Raw genomic sequence first — 23,904 nt, 5'->3', positions numbered from 1 at the left:
GGTCCAGGTGCAGCGGGCGGTCGGCGACCATGTCCGGCGCCCGGCGCACCAGCTGCTCCGGCGAGACGGCCTCGTGGATCTGCTCGCCGCGGGCCAGCTTGCGCTCGCCCTTGCCGTCGATGCCGTGCGAGAGCTTCGGGTCGTCGAACTCGGTGACGAAGGACGTGTCCCGCCACTTCCACCGGTGGTGGCCGGGCAGCTCCGCCGCCGAGTCCCGCATGATCTTGCTGAGCAGTTCGCTCGCGGCGTTGTGGTCCAGCGCGGCGGACGCCGCCGCGTCGGCGACCTCCTGCCTGCCGACCGGTGCGGTCGTGGTGCCGTCCGCGGTGATGCCCGCCGCGCCCGCGTCCTCCGGGCGGGCCAGCTGGTGGGCCTCGACGGCCTCGGCGAACGTGATCGGCGAGTCGCCGGGCTTGCGGACCTGCAGGTCGTAGACGGTGCGGTAGCGCACCACGTCGCCGGTGTGCGAGGTGCCCTGCTCGGATCCGGTGCCGCGGCCGTACTCCTGAGTGCGGCCGTGCCCGCCGCCGAGCGCCACGTTGACGCCGGCCGCGGCCGAGACCACGCCGACGTCGTAGCCGGGGCCCGCGGTGAGCGAACCGCTGCCGTCCCGGGCGGTGGCGTTGGCGCTGCTGGTGCTGGAGCCCTCGGTGCGGACCTCCGCGTAGTGCGCGCCCTCGATGGTCTGCTCGTAGGCGACCTTGCGGGCGACCACCCGCATCTGCACCGCGCGGGTGTGGCCGGGCAGCAGCCGCTTCAGCGGGTTGCCGCCGGGCAGCAGCGCGTCGGACTGGATCCAGCCGCGGCCCTTCGCCGCCTGCTCGGGGGTCACGGCCATCTCCGGCAGCCGCTGCTTCACGTTCGCGGAGCTGAGGAAGGAGCGCAGCGTGTTCTGTCCGTCCTCGCTCAGCTTCCCGAGGTGCGCGGCGACCTGCTCGAAGATCCCGTCGTCGCGACCGAAGCGCCGCGCCAACCGCTTGCCCCGGTAGCGGCCGCGGGCCTGACCGCGGACGTCGGCGTTCTCCACCACCGACGGCGGCAGCGCTTCCGGCACCGCCACCTCGCGGCCCTCGCCGCCGAGGCCGACCGGGACGCTGAGCTCCACGGCCACCGGGTCCGCGCCCGGCGTCCTGCCGACGAACGTGGTGGGCAAGGTCGGGTCACCCGCCGAATCGAGGCGGTTGATCGTGAACGTGGCGGGGACGCGCTGCGCCGTCATGCCGCGGTAGCCGGACGCGTCGTCGGCGACGGTCTCCGGCAGCGCCACCGTCATCCGGGTGCTCTGCGAGTTCTCCCGCGAGTTCGACCGGGAGAAACCGACGTCGGTCGGCACGCTCACCGCACCGATGGCGAACATGCCCGGCACCGTCGGCACGAAGAAGAACCAGCGCGACATCGGGGTGCGGCCGGTGCTGGTGGCCGCCTTCGAGCCGGTGGACCCGCCGGTGCTCGCCGCGTTCGAGCTCGCCGCAGCCTCGGCGGGGGTCCGGCCCGACCAGTCCAGATCGGCGGTGATGCGGAACCGCTCCTTGCCGACGGACACGACCCGGCCGTCACCGAGGAAGGAACCGAACTCGTTGCGCACGGCGTGGCCGAGCGCGTCGATCTCGCTCTTCTTCGGCGTGCCGCCGACGGACTTGGTCACCGCCCTGACGACCTGGTCGGCGCCTTCGGTGCGGCTGAGTTGCACGCCCGCGCCGAGGCCGCGGCCGCGGGACAGGTAGCTCGGCAGCCGCAGCCGCTTGCGGCGCTCGGGGGCGGCCGCGGCGGCGTCCTCGCGGGCGGCCTCCTCGCGGTTCTGGTCGGACTCGTCGCGGGACCGGTCGGACTCGTCGCGGACCTGCTCGGCGTCGGTGCCGCGGTCGGCCGCGTCGGCGTCGGCCGAGCGGCCCGCGGACTCGCCGTCCAGCTCAGCGGAGCGGTCCGCGGCGTCCTGCTCGGTGCGGGCGGACCCGGCGGCCCCGTCCTGCTCGGTCCCGTCCTGCTCGGTCCCGCGCTGCTCGGTGCCGCCGGAGACCTCGTCGTCGCGTTCGGCGGAGCTCTCCGCGCCCCGCTCCGGCTCGGCGTCGGGGTGCGTGCTCGGCCGGGAGTCGGCGGAGCGGTCGCGAGTGGTGCCGGAGGGTCCGGCCTCGGCGTGCTCGGGGATCGCGGAGGGCAGCGCCTCCAGCGGGCCCGCGCCGAACCGGCCGCCGCCGATCAGGCCCTCGGTGCGGTGGGTGCCGAGCTCGTCCGCGAGCTCCCGGGCCAGCGCGGTCGCCGCGTCCGGGCCCTTCTCCTGCAGCTCGCGGGCGACGAGGGTGGTGACGTCGTCCATCAGCGCGCGCATCCGCGCCTCGGCGGGCTTCGGGGAGTCCAGCACGACCGGGACCTGGTGCAGCGGCTGCACGATCCCGCGGGCCTCGACGAACAGCTCCTCGAAGGCCCGCTCGGTCATCTTGCCCAGCGCGTCCTGCGCCCGCTGCGCCCGCTCCCGCACCTCGGCCCGCGGGTCCGGGCCCTCGTCGGGTTCGGTGATGTCGGTGCGGGCGTCGTCGAAGTCGCGCTCGGACGACCGGTCGCTGCCGGACTCGGAGCCGGAATCCGAGTCGGAGTCGGTCCGCGACTCCGTGTCCACATCGGACTCGTCGCGGGCGGCGCCGTCCTCGGACCCGGCCGCCTCGTCCGCGTCGGGCTCGGCGCGGGGCGCGGCCGCCGGTTCCACCGGTTCCGGCTCGGCGGGGAACAGGAAGTCGTCCAGCGCGGTCCGCGGCTCAGCGGGTTCCGCGGGTGCGGCGTCCCGCTCCGACATCGGGGACGGCATCGGGTCGGGGGTGGGGATCGCGTCCGGGGTCGGCGCGGGCTGCGGCGTCGGGCTCGGGTCCGGGGTGCGCTGCCCGGTCGCGCCGTCCTCGGTGGTCCCCGCCTGCTCGGCGGGTTCCTCGATCCGCGGGACCGCGATCGGCTCCGGCGGGGTCAGGCCCATCCTCAGCAGCCCGGCGCGGTCGGTGTGCACGTAGACCCGGTCGCGGGCGTGCCGCGGCTCGCCCCAGCCCTCGGGCGCGCCCGCCCGGTACCGCGGCGTGAGGGTCCAATTCGCCATCGCGTTGACCAGGAAGGTCTCGCCCGCCGAGCGCTGCTCGGACTGGGCGTCCTTGAACTTGCCGTCGGCGGCCGAGGTGCGCTGCCACGAGTAGCTCGGGCCGGGCAGCGAGACCTGCGGCGACTGCCGGTAGTTCGCCCCGGACGCGTCCACGGCCTGCCGCGGGTCGGCCAGCGAGTCCAGCCCGACGCGGCCGGTGAAGCCGACGCCCGGGCCCTCCTTGTGCTGCTCCTTGATCGCGGTGGTCTGCGAGTCCTTCGTGGTGAGCCCGGCGTCGTCCCCGGTCGGCACCACGTGCGCGTCGTCCAGCTCCGCGGTGAGCAGCACCGATTCCAGCGGGTGCGGGGTGTTCTCGGCGGCGTGGCCGTCGTGGTCGAGACCGCCGATGCGGTAGCCGTCCGCGCGCATCGCCGCGGGCAGGTGCGCGGACAGCGCGCTGGTGGTGGTCCCGGTGAGCAGGCCGTGCCGGGTCCAGGTGGCGCGTTCCGGCACCGGCGGCGCCGCGTCCGGATCGGCGCCCGGGGTTCCGTCCAGCACGTCCCGCACGACCCGGTGCACGTCGTCGGAGTTCGCGACGACGTGGCTGACCTCGGGGAGCTCGTCGATCCGCCCCGGCTGGTGCTCGCCGAACCCGAGCTCGCCGACCGGGACGCGAGTGCGGACCGCGTCGCGCAGCGTCGGCAGCACCAGGGTCTCGCCGGTGCTCGCCGGGGCGCCCCGGTCCGCGAGGCCGCCGGTGAGGGTGTTCGGGGTGCGGTTGGCGTGCGCGGTCTTGCGCACCTCCAGCCGCAGGTCCAGGTCGTGCCCGAACGTCGCGAAGTCGCTCTTGGCCGAGTAGGTGCGGGTGTTGTCGCTGCTGTGCGTCTCGACGTGCTTGTCGCTGGACTTCGAGGTCAGCCCGACCTGGCCGAGCAGCGCGCCGCGGCGGTGCTGCTCCTCGCCGCCGCCGCGCAGCAGCACCATCGGCTGGGCCTTGCGCTGGTGCCCGGTCTTGCCGGTCTCGGTGGTCGAGGAGGTCGTCTTCGTCTCGTGCTTCTCGCTCCACCCGGATTCGACGCCGTCGAACCTCCCGAGGCCCTGCTCGCCCTTCAGCGTCAACGAGACGTCGACGGTGCCGAGCGGGCCGGGGACGGAGGCGGTCCAGTGCTTGCCGGGTCCGCGCAGGTCGGACAGCAGCGCCTGCAGGCCGCTCGGGGCGACGTCGCGGGCGCTCTGCCGGTACACGTCCTGCCCGGCGAGGCGTTCGGCGTCACCGAGGGCCAGCGAGGTGAGGTAGTCGCCGAACTGCCGCAGCGCGCTGCGCGGCACGTCCTGCTGCGGCACCGCGGCGAGCACGTCCTTGATCCCGCTGAGCAGGTGCGCGGTGACCTCGGGGCGGACCGTGGCGGTGGTGTGGCCGTCGGCGTCGATGCCGGGCGGGGCGTTTACGGCGCCGCCTGCCGGTTCCGGCTCGGGGCCGAGGCCGTACCTGGCGAGGTCCGCGACGGGCACCCAGAGCTGCGCCGAGCCCGTGCGGTGCGCTTCGAGGTGCACGGCCGCGTCCGGCCGGTCCGGATCGCCGCCGCTGAGCAGTGCGGTGGTGTCGTACTCGACCAGCTGGGCCGGGCCCTTGTAGGTGGTCGTGGTGGTGCGCTCGAACTCCTGGGCCTCGGACCGCCCGTGCGAACCGGATTCCGCCTCGCCCGCGCTGAGCACCGGCGTCGCGGACGAGGAGGCGCCGGAGCCGGGGTTGCCGATGCGGGCGCGGCCGGTCCAGCCGCCGCCGGTGAAGGTCTCGGTGCCGTGCCCGGTGCTACCGGTGACCTTGCGGGTGAAGGTCAGCTCGACCTGCTGCACCGGGCCGTTCGGCCGCGCGTTGCTGAGCGCGAGGTGCAGCTTGAGGTCGCCGATGCGCTGCTCGGTGGGCCGCAGCGCGCCCTGCTCGTAGCGGTGCACCGAACCCTCGTAGGCGCCGGTGACCACGGCGTCGAAGTTGACCGCGACCTCCTCCGGCGAGACGAAGGAGTGCGCCTGGTGCGCGGCGATGACCTTGTTGTCGCCGAAGCCGCCGAACACGTCCTCGGTGATCCGGTACCCGTCGATCTCGGGCAGCTGGAGGCCGTGCAGCACGAAGTTCTCGGGCAGCTCGGCGGGCTCCCAGCCCTCCGGCCTGCGCGGCGCGTCGTGCTCGACCCGCTGGTACCGGGCGGCGGGCTCGGGCTCGCCGGTGCGCGCGGCCGGGTCGAGCAGCCCGCCCGCGTAGGTGGTGGCCCGGCCGCCCTCGACGATCCGCTCGGCGAGCACGCCTTCCGCGCCGTGCACGGTGATCCGGTAGTCGATGAGCTCGGGGTGCGCGACGACGTCGCCGGACTTCCAGCCCCGCCCGCGACCCAGCCCGCTCGCGGTGGTGAGGGTGGCCCGCTCGGTGTCCGACTTGTCGTTGCGCTGCAGGTTGAGGTCGAGCCCGCCGAACCGGCCGAGCGACGGCGCCCGCCCGCGCAGGCCACCGCCGGCGCCGAGGGTGCGGCCGGACTTGGCGGCGGTCTCGTGCTGCACACCGGTGCTGCCGGTGAGCTCGCCACCGAGGCCGGCGCCGGGCACGGTCGTCGGCGAGCCCGGGGCGTCCGGCGTCGTCGGCGAGCTCAGCGACGACCGCTGGAAGGTGCCGTAGCCGGTGTCGGCGCGCGGCACCGTCTCCACCAGCACGCCCACCAGGTCGTCCGGGGCGCCGGAGACCGCGTGCCGGGCGCGGGTGAGCACGAAGGACGTGCCGGACCCGTTGAGCGCGGCGGACCGGCTGCTGAACCCGCTCTCCGACACGGCGTCGGCGAGCACGGCGGCGTTCTCGGTGGCGTGCGCTTCGGCGGTGCCCGCCGAGTCCTCGGGCGGCAGCACGCCCTCGGGCAGCATCTCGCGCAGCGCGGCGGCGACGCCTTCGACGTTCGGGTAGCGGGTCTCGGCGGCGCCGAGGACGTGCTGCGGCGGGAACGGGTCGCCGCCGATGAACTCGGGCGCGGTGCCGTCCGGGCTCTCCCCGCGCCAGGCGGTGGCACCGGCGGGCACGTCCACCGAACCGTCCTCGACGACGCCGTCGTCGAAGCGGATCCGCAGGTCGTAGGTGAGGTCGGCGGTCCCGACGTGCAGCGCGCCCTTGCGCTCCCAGGCCAGCTCGGTGCGCAGGTCGTCGTTGCGGGTGACGCCGTGCTCCTCGTGCGAGGTGAGCTTGCCCTGCACCGCGCCGCGCACGTCGATGCTGTTGCCCGCGTCGTCGCCCCAGACGTTCTGGGTGAGCCGGACGCGGCCGCCGAGGTCCACCGGCTGCTCGACGGTGCGCTCGGCGGCGTGGCCGTCCTTGCGCCCGGACTTGGTGGCGATCTTGCCGTCGAGGTCGCCGTCGGTGACGTGCTCGCGGTTCGCCCCGCGGCGGGCCTTGAGCTCCACGGTGGCGGTGCGGTCGCGGCCGGCGGCGCCGACGGTCCGCAGCTGCTCGACGAGGGTGCCGCCGGAGAGCAGGTCCACGCCGCGACGGCTCAGCGAGGTGCTGCTGACCAGCCCGCGCAGGGTGCCGCGCAGCGCGGAACCGATCTCGTCGGCCTTGCCCGCCCAGTCCGGGTGCCGGTGCACCAGCTCGCGGGCCTGCTCGAACAGCGCGCGGTCGCCGCGCAGGCGGGTGGAGTCGCCGGGGCGCGGGGCGCCGAAGTCGGCGGTGCCGTCGGCGTCCTCGGTGGGCCGCAGGCCGTGCAGCGAGTTCGGGGTGCTGACCGTGACCGCGCCCGGCGTCGAGCCGCTGACCCGCACCGCGGCGTGGCCGTTGCGCAGCACGGTGGCGGTGTGCGCCATGTCGTGCAGGCTGCGGATCCGCTTGCCGCCCGGTTCCACCTTGGAGCCGTGCTGGAACTCGGAGCTGTCAGTGCTGCTCCAGCTGCGCTGCGGGGTGAGGCCCTTCAGGCTCAGCGCCGTCTGCATCGACGTCCCGGGCAGCCACGGCAGCGGGATGCTGCCGCGGTGGGCGTAGCCGTCGTCGCGGATCGACGGCGAGTCCGAGGAGTTCTTGACCTTGCCGAAGCCGCCGGAGGCGTTGTCGAGCTTGTTCTCCTTGCCCTTCTTCGCGGGGGCGGTGGTCGGCGGGGCCGGCTCTCCCCCGGTGCTGTCGTCGTCGAGCCGGGCGCGCACGAGGACTTCGACGGCGTCCTCGCCGATGCCGGAGGAGACCACGAGGCCTTCGCCGTGCAGCGCGGTGAAGCCGTTCTTCAGCTCGGTGTCGGACAGGCCGTGCAGCACCTGGTCGGCGCGTTCCGGCGGCACCGCGGCCTGCAGCATGGCCGAGCGCACGTCGGCGCGGATCGCGGTGCCGTCGAGCTGCTCGGCGCGGACCGCGTTGCGCGGCAGCAGTTCCTGGACCTGGTGGGTCCGCTCCAGCAGCGGCTCGGTCTCCGGCGCGGCGGTCGCGTCGGGCAGCGGGTAGCCCGGCTCGTCGACGGGGCGCGGCCGGTCCGGGATGGGGATGGTGAGGTCGCCGGTGGCGCCGGACGGGCGGCTGCCGTTCCCCGACTCGTCCCCGGATTCGGGCTCGGTGTTGGGCTCGGTGAGCGAACCGGCGTCGGACATCGCGGTGTCGCCGGGGCCGTCGACGAGGGCCTGCACCTGGTCCAGCGCGCCCTGGCCGAGTTCGCGGCGGATCACCTGGTCCAGGTCCTCGCCGGTGGCGCGGTGGAACTCGGCGCGGACCGCGTCCAGCCCGTCCTGGTTGCGGGAGAGCTCGGCGAACTCCTCCAGCAGCGACATCTGCCTGGTCGGCCGGTAGCGCGGGGCGGGGGCCTCGTCGAGGCCCTTCGGCAGCGGCCGCGGGCGCTGGTGCTCGGCCTCGGTCCGCGACAGCAGCCGCTCGGCCTGCTGCGCCAGCCGCACCGGGCCGGGCTGCAGCATGTCGGGCCGCACGCCCAGGTCGAAGCCGACCTGCTCGACGCGCCAGGCGTTGCGCGGCAGGAACAGCCGCTGCCTGCCGGTCATCAGCCCGTCGTCGTCGACGTACGAGTTGAACCGCCGGTGCGGTTCGCCGGTCATCGGGTCGATCGGCAGCTTCTGGTCGTCGAGGCTGAAGATCCGCCGCTCGTCCTTCGGCAGCGCGCGCAGATCGCCGGTCTTGCCGTTCTTCAGCGCGTGCATGTAGTTCAGCGGGAGGCCCAGGTGCGCGCCGATCCGCGTGTTGATCAGGGACGGCCCGTCGGTGACCTCCCACAGCTCCGCGGTCGGCTCGGCGTCGCGCTCCGGGTGCAGTTCCCGGCTCAGGTGCGCCGATCGCCGATCGTCGACGAACTGCAGGTCCACGAAGTACCGGGCCTCGCGGTTCATCCGGCTCGGGTGGAACCCGTTCTCGACGCCCTTGACCGCCTTCTCCCGGAACTCGTCGAGCTCGGCGCGGACCTCGTCCAGCTTCTCCTGCGCCTCCTCGGCCTCCCGGCGGCGCACCTCGGCGATGTCGCGGGACTTCTCTGCCTGCTCGCGGGCCTCCACCACCTCCGGCGGCGGGGTGTCGGAGTCGTCGTCCATCAGGTGCGCTTCGAGCTCGTCGGCGTCGGCCCGGTCGAGCTCGGCGATGTCCCTGGCCTCGTCGGCCTCGCGGCGGAAGCTGTCCGCGCGGTCCTGGTGCTGCTCCAGCAGCGGGTCGGTGTCCAGGTGGACCTTGACGGTGTAGACCGGCAGCTCCTTGCCGCGGAAGTCGCGGGTGCCGCTCATCTCGAACTTCGGCCGCGCCCGGTACTCGTCGGGAAGTCCCCAGAAGTGCCCGACCTCGTGCGCGACGCCGCTGCCGTCGTCCTTGACGTCCCAGTTGAGCTGGTCCATCGCGGCCTTGTCGGACAGCACCACGGTGCGGTGGGCCTGCGCCGGGTCGTCGACGAACTCGAGCCTGCCGTGGAACTGGTCGCCGCCGGGTAGCCGGAAGCCGGTGTTGTGGATCTCGTCGACGGAGCGCAGCGCGCGCTCCTTGAGGTCCTCGATGCGCTGCTGCTGGGTGGCGAGCTCCCGGGCGGCGGCGTCGGCCTTGGCGCGCTGCCGCTCCGCCCGCTTCTGCGCGGCGTCGGCCTGCGCCCGCGCCGAGCGGACCTCGGGGTCGTGCGGGGAGCCGCTGAGCTCCAGCAGGGTGGCGGCGTTGTCCAGCGTGCTCGCGCGCTGCTCGGCGCGGTCGGCGAGCCGCGAGCGCCGTCCGGCGGCCTCCCGGTGCGGGGCGAGCAGGGCGTCCGCGTTCAGGTACGCCTTGAAGGTGCGGTGCTGCAGGGTCCGGCCGGGGCTGACCTCGATGCGCTGCACGTCGTAGACGATGTCGCCGGTCAGGTACTCGGCGTCGAGCGCCAGCGTCGGGCGGGCGTCGCTCGGCAGCGCCGTGCTCGCGGTGCTCGGGTCGGGCTTGGTGACCGTGCTGCTCAGCTGCAGGTCGAGCGACTCGGAGTCCACCGTCGCGTCCGGGATCGGCCGGAGCAGGTGCTGCCACTCGGCCGGTTCCAGCTTGTTCCACAGCGGGTCGAACCAGGAGGCGTGCTGCACCTCGGTGTGCCGCCACTCGGACGAGGTGGCGGGCGGTTCGACGCCGTCCTGCCAATGCTTCCCGTACAGCTCGGTCTCGATGCTGGTGACCAGCACCGTGTTCTCGTCGCGCAGCGCGCTCTTGGCACCGATCCGAACGCCCAGGCTGCTGAGGGTGTGCCGCTGGGCGCCGCGGACCTCGGCGTCGAGCACGTTCGCGGCGCGCCACAGCGCGGTGCGGAGGCGGTCCCGCGCTCCGTCGGCCTGCTGCGTGGTGTCGCGGACGGCGGCGCCGAGGGCGTCCAGCGCGGCGCGGGTCTCGCCCTGCGGCAGCTGGTCGCGCAGCGGGCCGACGGCGTCCGCGAGCTCGTGCAGCGGCAGCGACGATTCGCGGGCGACGCGGACCGCTTCCAGGGCAGCGGTCAGCTCCGCGACGGGCCGTTCCGGTTGCAGCGCTTCCAGCTGCGCTTCCAGCGACCGGTGCAGGCCGTCGAGCACCTCCTGGGTGCGCTGCGCGCTCACCTCGGGGCCGTGCGCCTCGGTGTGCCAGCCGTGCACCCGGATCTCGAAGGGCGCGCGCTCGCCGCGCGCGACCTCCAGCAGTTCGGTGGCCAGCGAGCGCGCGGTCTCGTCCCGCAGCTCCAGCGCGGCGTCCTGCGGCAGCCGGGCCGGGTCGGCGTCGTCGAAGTGGCCGACCCACTCGACCATCTCCTCCGGCGGCTCGGACTCGACGGAGGCCATCGGCTGGTCCGGGTCGAGGTCCATCGCCGCGGCCGGGGTCGGCGCGTCGCCGTAGCCGGGAGTGGGCGCGTAGCCCGGAGTCGGCGCGTGCTGCGGCGTGCCGCCCCACGGCTCGGTGTCCGGCACGGACGCGGTGTCCGGGAGCGAATCGGCGTCGTTCCAGCCCGGGGTGGGGGCGTCGCCGCTCCAGCCCGGAGTGGGCGCGTTCCCGGTCCAGCCCGGGGTGGGCGCCGACTCGTAGACCGGGGAGTCGACGTCCATGTCGTCGGGGCTCGCGGCCGGGCGCGTGCGCCGGGTGGTCTCCGCCAGCGGTTCGGTGATCCGCCCCGGCTCGGGGCGCGCCGGCAGGTCGCCGTCGTGGCCGAACCGGGCGAGCGCCTCCCCCAGATCGGCGAGTCCGCTGGGGTGCGCGCCCTCGTGATCGTGCTTGGTCCAGCCTGCCGGGTCGGGCTGGATGCGCACGGTTCCGTCGTCGCCGACCACCGGGTGTCCGGCGATGAGCCGACCGTCCGGCAGATGCAGTACCTGCGCGTCGGTCGTGATGATGCCGAAGTCGGTCGCTTCCACCAAGTCCGGCAACCAACCGAGCCTGCCGCCACCCGACACGGCCAGGACCCCGGGCACGTCCTGCCCGTAGTTGCGGTTGGTGGCCGATTCGATGAACGCCGCGGGCTCCAGCACCCCGCCGTCCCAGAGCGCGATCCGGTGGTCGTCCGGGCGCACCGAGGCGATCAGCACGTCCACGTCCCGGTACTCCGGCGAGAGGTTGCGGGCCTGGGCGACCGCGGAGCGCACCGAGCTGCCGGGAGCCGGGTAGAGCAACCCGCCCTGCGGGATTCCGACCGTCTGGAGCCGGTGCTCGGTGTCGTTGCTGCCGGTGTTCACCCATTCCCGGGTAGCGGCGAACAGCTGCACCACCTGCTCGCGGGCGTCCGGGCTCAGCGGCAGCACCGCCAGCAAGTCCGCGAGCTCGGGCAGCCCGGCAGGGGCGCGGCCCAGCAGGTTCGGCTCGGTCATGAGCGCGTCCAGCACCCGGTCGATGCTCGAGTCCTTAGCGGCCAGCAGCATGGCCGCGCTGAGCTCGGCGTGCACCTGGGTCTCCCCGGTGTCGAGGGTTCCCGCCCAGAACCGGAACTCGTGCCGGTCCGAGTCCGCACCGGTGATGTGCCGGAAGCTCAAGCCCTCGGCCTTGTCCCGGTTGAGCCCGCCTGCCTCGCTCGCGGTGGTGACCTGGGACGGGTCGGCGGGCAGCGGGCCGGGGCCGACCATGGTCAGCAGCCGCTGCTTGGCGCTGCCCGGGTGGTTGCCCAGGCGGTAGAGCACCGACTCGAAGCCCTTCTGGATCCGTGCCAGCCGGACGTGCTCGGACGGGGTCAACTGCTGCGGGAAGCTGACGTTGACGTGCCCGCCGGTGTTCGCGGCAGACGCCTCGTGCCGCTGCAGCAGTCCCGTCAGCTCGGCGATGTCTCGCCAGGTGTCCCGTTCGACGCCGGGGCGCAGGATCGGCGAGACCAGCTCGAAGCCCTGCACGTGCGCGGTCTCCTCGACCAGCGCCCACTTGCCGGCATCGCGCGCCTGCCCGACCCGCTCGTCCTCCGGATCGAGCAACGGGCGTTCGGTCTGCTCCGGAGGCAGGAAACCGGTTTGCCGGAGTTCGCTGGCGAGACCGGTCAGCTGGGCTTGGAATCCCGGGTCGGCGTTGCTCGCGCGCTTGCTGGACCACTGCGACAGGTAGGCGGACTCGCTGCCCGCCTCCTGCAGGCCCTCCACCGTGTTCTGGTACTGCATCTCCAGCTCGAAGCCGAACCGGACGTCGGGCCGGGAGCTGGCCCCGCCGGGAACGCCGTCCGGGTGGAAGGTGATCGGGTTGAGGCCGTTGGCGGCGTCGAGGCGCGCCCGCTCGTAGCCGCCGCGCAGCTCGTCGGCGACGACCCGGCGGATCTGCTGCACGGCCTGCTCGGCCCGGTCGGCGGCGGCGCGCAGCCCGTGCAGCGGGACCCCGCTCAGCGACGGCGCATCGGCGGCGCGCACGACCTGGGCGAACCGCTCCAGCTGGTCGCCGGTGAAGCGGTGCGCGCTGGTGCTCAGGTGCCTGCGCATCAGGTGGGCGGCGGCGCGCAGCCGCGCGGCCGGGCCCTGGCTCTCGGCGAGGCGCGGTTCCTGGAACTCCGGCGAGTGCGCGGGGACCTCGCCGATGTGCTGGCCGAGCACCTCGGCGTGCCGGGTGCGCAGGCCCGCGTTGCCGGCCTCGTCCGGGACGCCCATCAGGCTGCCCGCGGTGTCCGGTTCGACGGGCAGGCCCAGCATGGAGCCGATGGCGCGCAGCCGGTTCGGGTCGCCGAACGTCCACGAGGTCTGGTCGCCGCGGCCGGCGGCGTCCAGCGTCACCGAGTGGTGTGGTTCCTCGCCGGGGCCCGCTCGCAGCACCCGCACCCGGAGCACGTCGCCGTTGGGCAGCACCAGGTTCGGCCGGTTGAACCGCCGGTCCACGTCGTGCACCATCCGCGCCCAGTCCGCGTCGGCCGCGGTGCGCGGCAGCGAGCTCTGCTGCCGGATGCGCACGGTGGCCTCGCTGACCAGCACGCCGTCGGAGGACACCGCGCGGCGCACCTCGAACGCGGAGCGCTGCACCACGTCGGTGTCGGGCTGCTCGCGGATGCGGCCGCGCTGCTGCACCGGCGCGGAGTCGAGCCGGGCGCGCAGGTCCGGCGAGATGCCGGAGCGCTCGGTGCCGGATTCGAGCAGGCGCGGGTCGAACCGCGGGTCCGGCGGCGGGGCCGTGGCCGGGGCGGACGGCTGCCGGTCCTGCCCGGTGCCCTCGGCGGGCTCGCGCTGCGGCGCGTCGGTCCGGGCGTCGGCCATCTCCACGTCGCCGTGGTCGCCGAGCATCCGCAGCAGCTCGGGGTCCGCAGGCGGCAGGTCGCCGAGCGCGGCGAACGGGTCGCCCGCGGCGAAGGTGCCGTGCGAGGCGGCGGTGAAGTCCAGGCCCGGCATCTGGTCGCCCTGCGGCGGGTTCCCGGCGCCGTCGGTGGCCGGGTTCGCGAGTCCGATGCCGTCCAGGTTCCCGAGGTCGCCCCAGGTCGCGGGATCGCCCAGGGCGCCCCAGTCGACCGGGTTAGCCGGGTCGACCGGATTCGCCGGGTCACCCGGGTTAGCCGAGTCGACCGGGTTCGCCAGGTCGACCAGCGCGTTCACGTCGAAGTCGCCGAGGTTCCCGAAGTCGATCGCGTTCACGTCGAGCGCGGCGAACAGGTCCGGGTTCGCAGTGGTCCCGTCGCCGATGTTCCCGGTGGTGAACGGGTCGGTGCCCAGCGGGTCGGTGGTGAACGGGTCGAACACCCCGCCCGTGCCGGTGCCGGTCCCGTCCAGGTTCCCGAACAGGTCGAGATCGCCGAGCCCGTCGAGGTCCAGTTCCGGCAGCGGTTCCGCGGCGAGGAAGTCCTCGAAGTCGAGGACCTCCTGCGAGTAGCCGCTCAGGTAGCGCTCGGCGCGGTTCGCGTCGGCCTCGGGCAGCGCCGACTTGATCCGCTCGTCCAACGAGGTCTCGCCGTCCCGGCCGAACCGCTCCCGCACCGCGTCGATGCCCGCCTGGTTGCCGACCAGGTCGCGCAGCTCGCCCAGCACCAGGTCCGGCTGCACCTCGGGCCCGCCGAGCAGGAATTCGAGGCGCCGCGCGACGCGCTCCGGGCCGGGCTGCACCACGTCGGGGCGCATGCCGGACGCCCGCGCGATCTGCTCGATGCGCCACAGGTGGCGGGGCAGCAGCTCGCCGACCTGCTGGCCCATCAGGCCGCCGTCGTCGATGTAGGCGTTGCGGCGCGGGTGCCGTACCCCGGTGGCGGTGTCGATGGGCAGCGGCGGGTCGGCGCGGTTGACGACGCGCCGCTCGTCGCGCGGGAGCTGTCGCAGCTCGGCGGCGTCGCCGGAGCGCAGCGCGGACACGAAGTCCGGGGTGAGCCCGAGGTGCGCGGCGACGTGCTCGGCGGCGGCCGCGGCGTCGTCGGAGCTGCCCCAGTGCTCGGTGTCCGTGGTGGCGACGTCGGCGGCGTCGCTGACCTTCAGCTTCTTGTGCGCGTAGAACGGCTCGTCGACGAAGGAGACCTCGACGCCGTACCGCGCCTTCGGGTGCATCCGGCTCGGGTCGAACAGCTCGCGGACGCCCCGGGTGGCGCGTTCCTTGAGCTCGGCGAGATCCTGGGCGACCTCGTCCACCCGCTGCCGCGCGCGGTCGGCTTCGGCGCGCAGCCGCCGCGCGTTCTCCCGGGAGCTCTCGGCCTGGCGCTGCAGCGCGGCGGCGTCGTACATCGGAGCACCGTGCTCGTCGCGCGCCGCGGGCATCGTTCGCGCGTTGAACTCGTCGGCGGCGGCGGTGAACTCCGCGCCGTCGGCCTTCTTCTCCGCCTCTTCCGCGATCTTGGTGCGGTGTTCGGCGAGGTGCGCCTCGTCCAGGTGCAGCCGGATCTGGTAGTCCCGGATCTGCTCGCCGCCGAAGTCCCTGGTCCCCCGGTCGTAGCCGTTCAGGTCGGCGTACTCGTCGGGCAGGCCGTAGGAGTGGAACCACTCGTGCTCGCCGATCTTGCCCGTCATGTCGATGTCCCAGAGCAACTGGTTCGCCCGGACCTTCTCGCCGACCCGCACCACCTGGTGCGCGGCGGACGGATCGGTGGCGAACTCGATGCGAGCGTGGAACTGGTCGCCGGACACGGCCATCCGGCGGCCCTGCAACGGGTTCTCGGCGACCTGGGCGCGGACCCGGTCCTTGAGCGCTTCGACGCGCGCTTCCTGGCGGGCGAGCTCGGCGGTGGACGCGTCCGCCTTCCGCTGCAGCCCGTCGACCTCCAGCTGGGTGAAGTCCGCGGTGGCCCGGGCGGACACGGCCTCCTCCGGCTGGTTCGCCGCCTCGTGGATCTCGACCATCAGCCGGTCGCTCTTGAGGACCTCCTGCTTCGCCTCCAGCAGCTCCCGGTCGCGGTTCGCGGCTTCGCGGGCGGGAGCGAGGAACGAGTCGGTGTCCAGGTACGGGCGGTAGGTGAGCTCCTGCACGAACCGGCCGGGCCGGACCTCGATGCGCTGGAAGTCGTAGGTGATCTGCGTGGTCACCGTTTTCGGGCCGAACGCGAACGCGGCGCCGTCCAGGGACGCGGCCCGCGGCGCGACCGTCGCCGCCATGGTGCCGATGGCGTCCTCGGTGCGCACCGTGCCGTCCGGGATGGGCCGCCGCAGGTGCTCCCAGTCGGAGGGTTCGAACCTGCCCCAGTGCGGGTCGAACCAGCTGGCGCGGGTGACTTCGGCGCGCCGCCAGGCCGGGTCCTCGACGGACGGTTCGGAGTCGGCCTTCCACGGCTTCGCGTAGTCGGTGACCGGCGCGGTCGTCACCCCCGCCGAGTCCAGCAGCGAGTACTCGCGCTCGACCACGAGCGGGACGTTCAGGTCGTGCAGCGCGCGCCGCTGCTCGGCGGGCACGTCCGGCTGGGCGGCCGCCAGCTCCGCTTCCAGGGCGGCGGTGAGCCGGGAGACGACCTCGTCGCTGCGCCGCGCGTTGGTGGCCGGGTTCTCGTCGACGCTGTGCGAGACGACGTGGATCTCGAACGGTTCGCGCTTCCCGGCGGCCACTTCCAGGAGTTCGGCGGCCAGGGTGCGGGCGGTGTCGCCGTGCAGTTCGCGGACGGCCTCCGGCGGGAGCGCGCCGTCGCCGGAGGACTCCAGCAGCGTCGACCAGCGGCTGACGGGCTCGACGCGCGCGTCGTCGACCAGGGCGTCGAGGCCCGGAAGCCAGGCGTTGACGTCGTCCGTCGGCGGCAGCGTCCCGAAGTCGCCGAACTCGCCCCAGTTCGTCCCGAACGGGTCGTCCTGCGCGAACTGCTCCCAGAACTGCTCGCCGAACGAGTCGGGGAAACCACCGTCGAACAGGTCGCCCTGCGGGGCCGGGGCGGGACGCGCCGTGCTCTGGACCGGGTTGCCGGACGCGTGCTGCCGGTAGTGGTCCCAGTCGATCTCGCCTTCGGCGTCCTCGTCGGAGCGGGAACCGTCCGAGGCGTCGTCCATGTCGACGTCGGAGTCGGCGTTCCGGTCGGAAACGAAGTCGGGGTCGGTCTCGCCGTCGGCGTCCTCGTCGCCGCGCGAGCCCTCGGACGCGTCGTCGGACATGTCGATGTCGGAGTCCTCGTCGCGGTTCGAGGCGAACTCCGGGTCGAGCTCGCCCTCGGCGTCCCGCGCGGTCTCCAGCGCCGTCGCCAGGTCGGACTCGCCGGTGGCGTAGGAGTGGCCTTCCTCCAGCACGACCCAGCCGCGCGGATCCGGCTCGAACCGGATGGTGCCGTCCCGGTCGCGGACGACCTCGCGGACCGCGAGCAGCCTGCCGTCGGGGGTCAGCGCCACCTTCGAGGCCGCGTAGACGGTGTTGTCCACGACGAGGTCGCTGACCCAGTCGGATTCCACGTCCTCCGCGAACGGGTCCGGACCCTCGTGCGTCACGTCCGGGTCCGGCTGCAGCACCCCGGAGACGGCCAGCGCGATCGGGTTCTCGCCGCCGATGCCACGTTCCTTCAGCGAGGAGACGAACCCGGTGCCGTCCACCGGTTCGCCGTCCCACAGCTGCACCAGGTCCGGGTTGTCCGGGGCGAGGGTCGCCAGCACCAGGTCGGTGTCCGGCAGGTTCGGCAGCCGCCGCGCCACCTGCACGGCGGAAGCCACGGAGTTGCGCGGGTTCGGGAAGTACAGCCCGCCGCCGGGCAGCGTGATGCTCTGCGCGCGGTCGTAGCTGTCGTTCGTCCCGTCCAGGGTCCACGGTTCGGTGTGCGCGAACAGCTGGACGGCCTGCGCCTCGGATTCGGGGCTCAGCGGCAGCAGTTCCAGCAGTTCCTGCAGCTGCGCCAGGTCCGCCTTGCCGTGGTTGAGCAGCGCGGGCCTGGACATCAGCTCGTCGAGGCGCGCGTGGATCGTCGGGTCCTGCGCGGCGGCGACCATCGCGGCGGTGAGTTCCGCGCGCACCTGCCACTCGGCTTCGTCGAGGCTGCCCGCCCAGAACCGCATCTCCACGCGGTCGCTCGCCGAGCCCTCGATGTTGCGGAAGTTGACCGCGTCGTACTTCGCCTGCCGCTGCGCGCCCTGGTTGAGCACGTGCAGGTCGCCGACCGCGGAGACCGAGGCCGGGTCCACCGGCAGCGGGTTCGGGCCCACGTAGTCCAGGCTGCGGTCGCCGCTGCCGTCGGTGTGGTTGCCGAGGCGGAACAGCACCGATTCGAAGCCCTTGGTCAGCTGCGCCAGCCGCACGTACTGCTGCGGGGTGAGGTGCTCGGCGAAGCTCAGGTTGACGTGGCCGCCGGTGCCCCCGGCGTTGCCGCCGTGGTCCCTGACCAGCCCGAGCACGTCGGCGAGCCCGGGCCAGACGGCCGCGTCGTCGCCGGGCCGCAGGATCGGCGAGATCAGCTCGACGCCGGCGGGGAAGGACGCCTCGTCGGCCATCGCCCAGCCGTGGGCGTCGTTGGCCCGCTTGACGATGTCGCCGCCCTGCTTGGGCAGCGGGAACCCGGTGCCGTCCTGCTGGGTGTGGCCGCCGTCCTTGAGGTCGGTGAACAGCTCGCGCACGCCGTTCTCGAAACCGGCTTCGGGGAGGCTGAACTCGACCTCGAAACCGAGCTTCACCCCGGGTCGCGAGGTCACGCCGCCGGGCACGCCGCCTTCGTGGAAGACGATCGGCGATCCGCCCTCGTCGGCGCGGGCCTTCGCCTCCTCGTGCAGCCGTTCCAGCCGCGCGGTGCGCTCGGCGCGGACCTCGCCGAGCAGGACGCGGGCGTCCACGTCGAAGGCCCGCAGTTCGTCCGGGGTGGCGCGCGGCAGGTCGTCGCTGCGCAGCGCCTGCTGCCAGCTCGCGAGTCGTTCCCTGGCCTGGTCGAACCGCGGTTCGCCGACCGGGGCGGCGTCGAGGTTGCGCTGCAGCGAGCCGAGGGTGCGCTGCGCCTGGTCCACCAGCGGGGCGATCTCCGGCGGCAGGGCCGGTGCCGGGTCGTCGCCCATGACGAGGCCGCGGTCACCGCCGGCGTGCTGGTCGGCCGCGTGGCCCGGCCCGTCCTGCGGCTGGTCGAGCCCCAGCTTGCGCTGCATCACCTGGATGGCTTCGCCGAGGTCCGCGCGGCCCGTCTGGTCCGGCGGGGTCATCGAGTCGCCGATGTAGTCGCCGTGCATGACCCAGCCCCGCGGGTCCGGCGCCACCAGCACCCGGCCGTCCGGGCCCTGCGTGAACACGCCCGCGACGAGCCTGCCGTCGGGCAGCCACAGCACGTTGGCGGCGGTCAGCACGGCCTCGTTCTGGAAGTTCTCCGGCTCGAAGAGGTCCCGGAACCACGGCGCCTGGTCGACGCCCGAGATGGCCAGCACGATGCCGTGGCGAGCACCGAAGTGCCGCGAGGCGATCGTCTCGATCAGCTCCGGCCCGGAGAGGAACTGGCCGTTCCACAGCATCAGCCCCCGGCCGTGCGGATCGAGTTCGCCCAGCACGAGGTCGACGTCGGGGTAGGGCTGCTGGTCACGGGCCGCCCGGACCGCGGCCTCGATGGAGTGCCGCGGGGTCGGGAACATCAGCCCGCCATCGGGCGTGCTGACGGTGACGATCCGCTGGTGGGAGTCGTTCTCGCCGGTGTGCCGCCAGGGGTCGTTGAGCGCGAACAGCTCGACGGCCTGCCGCTGCGACTCCGGGCTCATCGGCAGCAGTTCCAGGAACTCCACCAGGTCCGGCAGCGCGGCACCGGTGTTCCGGCCGACGAGCTTGGGGGCGTTCTGGAGCGCGTCGAGCCGCGGCTGGATCGACGGGTCCTTCGCCGCCGCCAGCATCGCGGCGCTGAGCTCCACGTGCGCCTGCCACACGCTGGCCTTCGTGCTGCCCGACCAGAACCGGAACTCCACCCGGTCCGCCGGACCGCCCTCGACGTGCTTGAAGTTGATCGCGTCGTAGCGGTCCCGGCTGAGCGACCTGACCTGCTCCGGCGTGGTGATCTTCGCCGGGTCGGCGGGGATCGGGTTCGGGCCGACCATGTGCAGCGCGCGCTGTCCGCCACCCGGGTAGTTGCCCAGCCGGTAGAGCACCGCTTCGAAGCTCTTCGCGAGCTGGGCGAGCCGCACGTGCTCGCGCGGGGTCAGTGGTTCGTCGAAGCTCAGGTTGACGTGGCCGCCGGTGCTGTCGGCGTTGCCGTCGACCGCTTCGACATCGCGCAGGATCGAGTCGAGCTGGGCCCACATCTCCGGCTGCCGGTCCTGCCGCAGGATCGGCGAGACGAGCTCGGCGCCGTAGTCGTGGGCGGTCTCCTGCACCAGCGCCCACCTGCCCCGGTCGTGCAGCTCGCGGACGATCTTCGCGTTCGGGTCGGGCAGCACCTCCAGCACGTTCGACTCCAGCTCCTCGCTCTCGCTGGAGGACCAGCGCGACGAGTCGCTGTCGGAGTCCGGGCTCATCGGTTCCGGCCGCGCTTCGCTGACGGGCTCCGCGACGACCGGATGCCACTCGGAGTGCCCCGCCTCCTGCAACCGGGCGCCGAGTCCGGTGACCTTGGCGGTGGCGCCGTCGTTGTCGGTGCCGAGGAACTTGAACTCGACTTCCAGCCCGACCTTGACCCCGGGCCGGGAGCTCACGCCGCCCGGCACGCCGTCGCGGTGGAAGACCGGTTCGCGGGCGCCGTCGGCGCGGGCCTGCTCGGCGCCGCGGAAGATCTCGCCGATGTTCCGGACGCGCGCGTCGCGGACCTGCGCGGCCAGTTCGCGCGCGGAGCTCTCGAAAACGCGCAGCGCGGTGTCGGACAGGGCGTTGAGCGATTCCAGCGAGTTCGTCCACCCGGTGACCTGCTGCCGCGCCTCGGGCATCGCCTCCGGCGGCAGCGCGTTCAGGTTCCGCCGGACGTCGGCGACCAGACCCACCAGCGGGTCGAGCCTGCCTCGGGCGTCGTCGAGCATCCGGACGCTGCGCTCGCCGTCCGGGGCGGCGGTGCCGGTGGCGTCCTGGTCGCCGGAGGTGTGGACGCTCTCCGGGTCGCCGAGGCGGGAGACGTCCTGCGAGCCGAGCAGCCGCGTGCGGCCGCCCTCGAAGATCTCCGGCCTGCCGTGCGGGACGTACTGCTGTCCGACATGGTCGGACAGCAGCGAGTGCAGCCCGGCGCCGACGGAGGGCTCGGCCTCGCCGAGGCGGCAGCTCAGCCACAGCAGGTTCGTGTTCTGCGTCCACTCCGGACCGGGACGGCCCGTGCTGAGCAGCAGCCTGCTCATCTGGTCCGGGTCCAGGCGGTGCAGCTCGCCGCTCTTGTCCCGGACGGTGAAGCGGCCGTCGCTGAAGTGCGGGGCCGCCACGTAGTTGTCGCCGCCGGCGGGCGCGCCGTAGAGCCGCGCCGCGTTCTCCCCCGCGCCGGACTCGAAGGCGTGCCGCATGATCTCGGCTTCCGCGTCGCTGCGCGGGAACCCGACGCCGATCACCTCGCCGTCCTTGCCCCCGAGCAGCGGCACGAAGTCCACGTCGGCGAAGGTGAGGTCCTTGCCGCGACCGGCCGCGGGGCCCTCGGCGCGGTCGCCGCCGCCCATCTCCATGCCGGATCCGGCGTCGGAGTCCGCGTTCGGGTCGTAGCGGCCGTCGTTGTAGAGCACGTCGACGGCCGAGGTCATCTCGGACGCGCCGGTGGACCAGGTCTCCCGGCCGCGGTGGTGCACCGTCCACCCGGCGGGGTCGGGCTGGAAGGTCAGCGTGCCGTCCGGGCCGGGCACCATCCGACCGGCGTGCAGGCCGCCGTCCGGGGTGCGGACCACCCCGCTCTCGGTGGCCAGCACCGGGTGCGTGGACTCCTCGACCAGCGCGGCCAGCACCGGGGAGTGCCCGGCACCGGACGCGGCGAACACGACGGGCTGCTCCATGCCGATGCCGCGGCGGGTGGCGATGCCCTCGACGAAGGCTTCGGGGGTGGCGGTGCCGCCGCCCCACAGCGCGACGTGCGAGCCGTCCGGCGTCAGGTCGGCCACGACCAGGCCCGCCCCGTCCGGCAGCACGACGTCGCGGGCGGCGGAGACGGCGTCCGGCGTCGCGGTGCGCGGGCCGGGGAAGTACATCCCGCCGCCGCCGAGGCTGATCGACTCCGAGCGCAGGACCGGGTCGTTGGTGCCGGTGTTGCGCCACGGCTCGGTCGCGGCGAACAGCTGCACCGCCTGCCGCTGCGATTCCTCGCTCATCGGCAGCATTTCCAGCAGGTTCAGCAGGTCCGGCAGCTCCGCGGACCCGCGGCCCAGCAGCTGCGGGTCGGCCATCAGCCGGTCCAGCCGCGGCTGGATCGACGGGTCCTGGGCGGCGGCCAGCATCGCGGCGCTCAGCTCGGTGCGGACCTGCCAGTACGCCGGATCGGTGCTGCCGGACCAGAGGCGGAACTCCACGCGGTCCTGCGGCGTGTCCTCCACGTGCAGGAAGTTGATCGCATCCTCGCGGCCCCAGTTGAGCTCCTGGACGTCGGCGAAGGTGAGCTCCGCACTCGGGCGCGCCGGCAGCGGGTTCGGGCCGACCTCGTGGGTCTCGCGGTGCGCGCCGCCGCCCGGGTAGTTGCCGAGCCGGTACAGCACCGCCTCGTGCGCCTTCATCAGCTGTGCGAGCCGGTGGTACTCGGCGGGCGTCATCGGCCGGTCGAAGCTCAGGTTCACGTGCCCGCCGGTGCGGCCGGCGTCGCCCTGCGCCTGGTTGACGGTGTCGAGCAGCGCACCGAGCTCGGTCCAGGCGGTGCCGCCCGGTTCGCCGGTTCGCAGGATCGGCGACACCAGTTCGACGGCCTGCTCGTCCGACGGTTCTTCGGCCAGCGCCCACTTGCCCGCGTCGTTCGAGATTCCGGTTTCGCCCTTGTCCACCATGGACGGCGTGGCGAGCATTCCCTGCCGGTGCAGGGCGTCACCGAGGGCACCGACGCGGGCGTCGAAGTTCTCGCCGTGGAGCTGGAACTCGACCTCCAGCCCGACGCGCAGGTCCGGCCGCGCGGAGGCGCCGCCGCTGATGCCCTCCGGGTGGAACTGGACCGGCGAGGCCCCGGACTGCGCGATCGCCTGCGCCTGCTGGAGCTGCTGGGCGAGGCCGCGGGCCCGCACGCCGCGGATGTTCTGCAGCAGCTGCTCGGCCTGACCGACCCGCTCGCGCAACCGGTCCAGGTCGACCTGGGAGAACGTCTGGGCGTCCAGACCCTGCGCCCAGGCAGCGGCCCGCTGGCGCAGCTGCGGGAGCACCCCGTTCGGCAGCGCTTCCGGTGGCAGCACGGCGAGGTGGCGCTGCAGCTGCGGAACGGCGCCTTGTAGCCGGTCGACCAGCTGGGCGCGCTCGTCGACGTGCGGCGCGCCGAGGTCCGGCATCGCCACGTCCTCGTCACCCATGACGAGGGCGCGCTCCCCGTCGTGCGCGGGGGCACCGTCCTCCCGCGCGGTCGCACCGTCCGCCGAACCGTTCGGCCGCCGGGATCCCTCCGCGGAGACCGAAGCGACGGCGGCGTCGAGGTCGGCGTGCCCGGTGGGCCGGGTGGTCCCGCCCTTCTCGTGCAGCACCCAGCCGTCCGCGGCCGGGCGGTGGCGCACCACGCCGTCCTGGTCCACGACCTGGTCCACGGCCCGCAGCCCGCCGTCCGGCCCCTGCACCACGGTCGCGTCGGTGGTGAGCACCGGGACGTCGATCCGGTTCACCAGCTGCGGCAGCCAGCCGCCCTTGCCGCCGCCCGCGCCGAGCGCGAACACCGAGGGGCCGCCACCACCGAGCCGCCGGAGCCTGCTCTCGACGAGGTCGCCGAACTCCTTCGGCGGCAGGGCTCCGCCGTCCCACAGCTTCACCCCGGCGCCGCCCGGCGCCTGCTCGGCGACGACCAGGTCCGCGCCGTCGGGGACGGTGGTCCGCCGCGCGGTGGAGACGGCGTCGGCGATCGAGGTGCCGGGCGTCGGGAACCGGAGCCCGCCGTGGGGAGTGCCGATGGTCTGGGCACGCACCCGGACGTCGTTGGTGCCCGTGTCGTGCCACGGTTCGGTCGCGGCGAACAGCTGCACCGCCTGCTGCTGCGCGGCCTCGCTCATCGGCAGCAGTTCCAGCAGGTTCAGCAGGTCCGGCAGTTCCGCCGAGCCGCGGCCGAGCAGCTGCGGCTCCGCCATCAGCTCGTCCAGCCGGGCGTGGATCGAGGGGTCCTTCGCCGCGGCCAGCATCGACAGGCTCAGCTCGGTGCGCACCTGCCAGAGCGCCGGATCGGTGCTGCCCGCCCAGAACCGGAACTCGACCCGGTCGCCGGGGCCGCCGTCGACGTTGCGGTAGCTGACCGCTTCCTCGCGCTCCTGGTTGAGGCGGCGGACGTCGGCGTAGCCGAGGTCGGCGCGCGGATCGATCGGCAGCGGGTTCGGCCCGACCTGGAAGGTGTTGCGGTGCCCCACGTCGCCGGGGTGGTTCCCGAGCCGGTACAGCGTGGACTCGAAGGCCTTGGTGAGCTGCGCCAGCCGCACGTACTCGGACGGGGTGAGCACCTGGTCGCGGAAGCTGACGTTGATGTGCCCGCCGGTGCCCGCGCCCGCTTCGCCGTCGTGGTCCCGGACGGTCTCCAGCATGTCCTGCA

Annotated in this window: 1 protein-coding gene (cut by both window edges); it reads right to left on the bottom strand. The window is 74.0% G+C overall.

The whole window is internal to a hypothetical protein gene (locus LCD35_RS03765) on the bottom strand: the coding sequence, 59,610 nt in all, runs 17,915 nt past the left edge and 17,791 nt past the right edge, and what appears here is coding positions 17,792-41,695 (codon 5,931, partial, through codon 13,899, partial); the first complete codon in reading order (the gene reads right to left) occupies nucleotides 23,900-23,902. Both the start codon and the stop codon lie outside the window.

The organism is Saccharopolyspora sp. 6V, from assembly GCF_020176785.1.
Taxonomy (GTDB): Bacteria; Actinomycetota; Actinomycetes; order Mycobacteriales; family Pseudonocardiaceae; genus Saccharopolyspora_C; species Saccharopolyspora_C gregorii.
Note: the sequence above shows the minus strand (reverse complement) of the source record. Positions and strands in the feature narration are given on the sequence as shown.